At 66.5% G+C, this 5,453-nt stretch carries 6 protein-coding genes and 1 pseudogene; 1 reads left to right on the top strand and 6 read right to left on the bottom strand.

Annotated elements, in window-relative coordinates; genetic code table 11:
- The 6 genes from VE759_RS06005 to VE759_RS05980 all read right to left on the bottom strand — a co-directional run.
- Positions 1-701 (bottom strand): CHASE3 domain-containing protein (locus tag VE759_RS06005; protein WP_324929184.1); only part of this gene is annotated, 701 nt, incomplete at its 3' end.
- A gap of 76 nt (positions 702-777) precedes the next feature.
- Positions 778-945, bottom strand: coding sequence for a hypothetical protein (locus VE759_RS06000; RefSeq protein WP_324929182.1), 168 nt, complete (start codon positions 943-945; stop codon positions 778-780).
- A 104-nt stretch (positions 946-1,049) separates the two neighbouring features.
- Complete coding sequence (locus tag VE759_RS05995) at positions 1,050-1,709, bottom strand: GntR family transcriptional regulator (RefSeq protein WP_324929180.1); 660 nt, start codon at positions 1,707-1,709, stop codon at positions 1,050-1,052.
- A gap of 43 nt (positions 1,710-1,752) precedes the next feature.
- The gene (locus VE759_RS05990; RefSeq protein WP_324929177.1) at positions 1,753-2,736 is read right to left on the bottom strand and encodes a transketolase family protein; all 984 of its coding nucleotides are present in this window, start codon (positions 2,734-2,736) and stop codon (positions 1,753-1,755) included.
- Positions 2,733-3,539 (bottom strand): transketolase, encoded by an 807-nt coding sequence (locus VE759_RS05985; protein WP_324929186.1) that lies wholly within the window; start codon positions 3,537-3,539, stop codon positions 2,733-2,735. Before VE759_RS05985 ends, VE759_RS05990 begins: the two co-directional genes overlap by 4 nt.
- Positions 3,540-3,608: 69 nt before the next feature.
- Positions 3,609-4,955, bottom strand: a complete 1,347-nt coding sequence (locus VE759_RS05980) for an MFS transporter (RefSeq protein ID WP_324929174.1) — start codon at positions 4,953-4,955, stop codon at positions 3,609-3,611.
- A 186-nt stretch (positions 4,956-5,141) separates the two neighbouring features.
- Here VE759_RS05980 and VE759_RS05975 point away from each other — a divergent pair.
- Positions 5,142-5,453: pseudogene (locus VE759_RS05975) on the top strand (sugar phosphate isomerase/epimerase); the annotation flags it as partial.

Raw genomic sequence — 5,453 nt, 5'->3', positions numbered from 1 at the left:
CCCGTCTGCGGCACACGTGCCGCCAAGTCGCCGGCGGCGAGCCGCTCGGCCATCAGGGCGGTCCGCCGGACCGGACGAACGACGCCCCGGGCGAGGTAGGCGGTGATGAGCGCGGCCACCGCGATGGCTGCCACTAGTCCGGCTCCGGCCAACACCGCGCCTCTGATGTAAGCACGGTCGGATTTGGCCTGCTGAGCCACGATTAACGAGCCCTCGGCGGTCTGGTAGGCGTTCAGCTCGCCGCGCAGCGCGTCCATCCGCTGTTTGCCGTCGTCGCTAGCTGCAAGGCCCCTGACCGACGGATCTCCCCGACGCGCGGCATCCACGAGGGGCAGCGAGTAGTCGTTGACGTAGGCGAGCGCGTCGCGCTGCAGCTGCTCCGCGCGCCTGGCCTGGTTGGGATCATCAACGATCCTGCGCAGCCGCGCGAAGTCTTCCGGAAGTCGCTGTCGGCTGGCCTCCCAGGGCTCGAGGAAGCGCTGCTGGCCGGTAATGATGAAGCCGCGCTGGCCGGTCTCCATGTCCAGGAGCTGATTCCTGATTTCGCGGACCTGGGCGAGTTCGGCTTGAGAATTAGCTACTGAAGCCCGGGCCCGGTTCACGTCGGCCGACGCCAACAGCAGCGCCACGAACGCGGCGACCCCGATCAAAGCAAGCGCGCCGGTGGCGATCAGCAGCCGCGTGGTCAAACCGAATCGCATCTCGACCGCCCTTGAAGATGCAGAACGCCGGCCTGACCCGGAACGGTCGGACAGCCCGGCGGCACCGCACGACTACTCAGACCACCGCGAGGGCGAGCCTGGTCTCGTGTCGTCGACATCCGGTTGCCACCGATCCATCACCTCCGAGCAACTCCCGGGGCCCGTCGACCGACACCGGAAGCTCACTCTTGGCTACGTAGAAGTAGAGCACGCGATGCAGCTGGCCGCCAGTGGCCACGGTCACCGAAACGTTGGCAAAGATGGGCGGGCTCGCCGACGGCGCGATCGCTCCGGTGAGCGTGTGCCCAAAGCCGGAAAGCCTCCCGTGACTGCTCGGCGCGAGCGTTGCTAGGCGACCAAAACTGCTGCGGCGCCCGCCATGTGGTCACGAACGGCGGCCGCCGCCTTGTCGGCGTCACCCGACTCGATCGCGTCGACGATGTCGGAATGCCGTTTGGTGTCCATGTTCTTCAGCGCCCGGTCCACTCCGGCGAACATGATCGACATCCGGATGCTGCCCTCCAGCGAGGACCACGAGTGCAGCAGCATCTCATTGGCGGACAGTTGGCACATGGTGCGGTGGAATGCCAGGTCGGCCTCGATGCGGTCGTCCAAATTAGACGCCGCCCATCGCTCCATGTCGGCTACCGCGGCCCGGAGCGCCGACACCGCCTCAGCACGATCCTGCCGGCTGGCCAGTGTCTGTGCGGCCAGCGCTTCCAGCGCCGCGCGGACGTCGAAGATGTCGGTGATCTCCTTGGCGTCGAGGTGCCGCACCGAGAGCCGTCCTCGTGCGCCGGCGGAGATCAAACCTTCCTGCTGCAGCTGTCGCATGGCCTCACGCAATGTGCCGCGGCTGATTTGCAACGCTTCGGACAGATCGGTCTCGACGAGATGCGTGCCCGGCCGCAGTTGCCCCGTCGTGATCGCGCGCCGCAGCGCTGTCAGGGCCTGCTCGCGCAGGCTGGTCTTCTCCAACCGAAGCAGTGACGATGCTTCCACGGACATCGGCGGCTCCTTGGCTGTCAACATTTGGCTGTCGACAGTCATACTACAGGTGGTCAAGCACGGAGGCGACGATGCGCGCCGTTGCGAGTCCGTAGCGGTCGTGCAGCGTGGGCAGTGCCCCAGCCGCCAGGAATTCGTCCGGCAGAGCGATCGGTGTGACCTGGCGGTGGACGCCGCGACGCGCGGCCGCGGCGGCCACCGTCTCAAAGAGCCCACCGACCACTGAATGGTTCTCCAGCGTCACGGCCAACCGGTCCGAATCGATTTGGGCGAGAACGGTATCCGCGTCGAACGGCTTGAGTGTCGGAGTGTGCACAACGCCGACGTCGACGTGGTGCGCGGACAGCTCCTCGGCGGCCAGCAGGGCGCGCATCGTCATCAATCCGCTCGACACGAACACGACGTCGGTGCCGTCCCGCACCACCTTGGCCTTGCCGAGCTCGAACGTGTAGCCGTATTCGTCCAGCACGGTGGGCACCTGTCCGCGCAGCAGCCGCAGGTAGGTCGGCCCATCGTGAGCGGCCAGTTGCGGCACGGCTTGGGCGATATCGACCGAGTCGCATGGGTCGACGATGGTCAGTCCGGGCATGGCGCGGAAGATCGCCACGTCCTCGGTGGCCTGATGCGACGGCCCGTATCCGGTGGTGAGCCCCGGGAGCCCGCCGACGATGTTGACGTTCAAGCCCGGCTCGGCGATGTCGAGACAGATGAAGTCATATGCGCGGCGGGCGGCGAACACCGAGTAGGTCGATGCGAACGGCACCAGGCCGGTTTCGGCCATGCCGGCGGCCGCGCCGAACAACAGCTGCTCCGCCATGCCCATCTGGAAGTACCGCTGCGGGAACGCCTCGGCGAAGATGTGTATGTCGGTGTATTTGCCCAGGTCGGCGGTCAGGCCGACAATCCGGTCGTCGTCGCGGGCCGCGGCCACGAGCGCGTGACCAAACGGTGCGGGCGTGGTGCGCACTCCCGGGTCGGCGAACGAGGCGATCATCGCTGAAGTCCGCAGCGGCGCTTGGGTTGTCATGTGGTCAGCCCTTGGTATCCGGCGGCTAGCTGCTCGCGGCACAGCTGCCATTCATCGGCCCCGATGCGCATGAAGTGCGCCTTCTCTCTGGTCTCGAGCAGGGGCACGCCGCGTCCGACTTTGGTGTCGCACAACATGACTGCCGGCGCACCGACGACGCTCCCCCGTTCGGTCAGCGCATCGAATGCGGCAAGTAGGGCGTCGACATCGTTGCCGTCAACGCGTTGCACGAACCAACCGCAGGCCGCCCATTTGTCGGCGACTGGCTCGGTGCGCAGCACGCCGGCAGTAGGCCCGTCGGCCTGCAATGCGTTGATGTCCACGATCGCGGTCAACCGTCCGAGCCGGTGATGGCTGGCGCCCATCGCCGCTTCCCACGTCGACCCCTCGTCCAGCTCCCCGTCGGACAGGAAGTTGATGACTCTCGACGTGGAACCTTGATGACGCAGGCCCAGAGCCATACCGACCGCGACCGGGAGGCCATGGCCGAGCGAACCACCGGAGATCTCCATTCCCGGTGTGTAGGAGGCCATTCCCGACATCGGGAGTCGCGAGTCGTCACAGCCGTAACTGTCGAGTTCGTCGACCGGAATGATGCCCGCCTCGGCCAGCGCGGCGTACATGGCGATGGCGTAGTGGCCGGTGGACAGCAAAAACCTGTCGCGCTCTTCCCATTCGGGATCGCCGGGGCGGTAGCGAAGTTGGTCCGCGTAGACGGTGGCCAGCATGTCGGCGGCTCCGAGCGCCTGACCGACGTAGCCTTGGCCCTGCGCCTCCCCCATGTTCAGAACGTGGTGTCGCATGCGGTACGCGGCCGCCGCCACCTTCTGGCGGCGGCCGGTATCGACCGTGAGTGTCACGAACGTCGACCCTTACGCAGCGAGGGGAACGTCGGACCGATTCGGCTGCGCCGCAGCCTCATCCGCCAGCTTCCGCTCGCGCGTTCCCCAGGTTTCGCGGGTGAGCAGCGCGGCCACCAGGCCGATCGCGGCGTACCCGCTGAACAGCAGCGCCGGACCCATCCAGCCGAAGGCTTGGAATAGCAGGGTGGTGATGAACGGCGTGAAGCCGGACACCATCGCCGAGATCTGGTATGCCAGTGAAGCCCCCGATGCCCGCGTGTTGGCCGTGAACAACTCGGGGAACCAGGCACCCTGTGCGCCCGCCAGTGCGTTCTGGCACACGCCGTAGGCGATGACGAAGGTTGCGACGATCAGGACCACCAGGCCTGTGTTGACCATCAGGAACATCAGGAAGCCAAACGGGATGCCGAAGGCGCACACCCAGAGGTAGACCGGCCGCCGTCCGACCTTGTCGGTCAACCGCGCCCATCCCATGGTGGCGACGATGCCCAGACCCGCGGCGATGCACAGCGCGACCAGCGTCTCGGTCTTGGAGGCGAGATGGGCGCTCTTCAAATACGAGATCATGTAGGTGATCGACACGGCGTAACCTGCCGTCTCGGCGACACGAAGCGCGATGCCGCGCAGGATGTTTCGCCAGTCGTCCTTGAGCACCTCGACGATCGGTGCCTTGACGATGTTGCCCTTCTCCTTGACCTCTTCGAAGACCGGAGATTCCGGCACCCGGGCGCGAATGATCAGGCCGACGATGACGAGGACGATGCTGGCAAGGAATGGTACCCGCCACGCCCAGTCGCCGCCGAGGTGGACGCTGACCAGGAAGACCAGGTTGGCCAGCAGCAAGCCGACCGGGAAGCCGGCCTGCACGATGCCCGTGTAACGCCCCTTCGCCTTCCACGGCGCATGCTCGTAGCTCATGAGGATCGCGCCGCCCCATTCCGCACCGAATGCCAGGCCCTGGATGATGCGCACGGTGACCAACATGATCGGCGCGACGATGCCGACGCTGGCGTAGGTGGGCAGCAGGCCGATCGCGAACGTGGCCAAGCCCATGATGATCAGCGAGGCGACCAGCACCGGCTTGCGGCCGACCTTGTCGCCCAGGTGACCGCCGATGATGCCGCCCAGAGGGCGGGCGGCGAAGCCGACGCCGAGCGTCGCGAACGACGCAAGCGTGCCGGCCACCGAGCTGGCGCCCGGAAAGAACGCGGTACCGAGGTAGAGGGCGGCGGCGGTGCCGAACCCGATGAAATCGTAGGTCTCGATGACCGCGCCGACGCCGGAGCCGATGGCCACCCGCTTGGCGTCCTTCGTGCCGTGAACCGGCCCGCGCATGGATAGAGCGACATCGCTCATGAGCTGATCCTTCCAAATGCCGTAGTTCATGTCACTGTCGACCGTCAACAGTGCGCTAGGTCACCTAGTGTGACGGCGTGTACGGGCTTTGTCAACAGTCGACATCGGATTACGGCTATCAGTTGACTGTCAACAGTCGACTGGGCTATGGTTGGCGCCATCACAACCCTGCGAATGGAGGTTCGGATGGTTCACAGCCGGCTCGGCTGCTCGACGATCAGCTTCCGACATCACGATCTCAGTGGTGCGCTGAACTGGATCGCTGCCTTGGGATTCGCCGAGATCGACCTCGGCGCGCTGCCCGGGGTGTGCGACCACGTTCCCTACGAGCTCACCCCCGCGGGGGTCGAGGCCGTCGCGGACACCGTCAGCGCGACCGGGTTGCGGGTGCGCTCGATCAACGGCGACATCGGCGACCTCAACCGGCCGCTCGGTGACCACGCCCGCGCGGCCCGCGACCACCATCTCGAGATGCTGCTCGAACTCGCCGCGACCGCC

The organism is Mycobacterium sp. (genome assembly GCF_035640695.1).
Lineage (GTDB): Bacteria > Actinomycetota > Actinomycetes > Mycobacteriales > Mycobacteriaceae > Mycobacterium.
The sequence above is the reverse complement of the archived record's forward strand: the minus strand, read 5'-3'. Positions and strand labels throughout refer to the sequence as shown.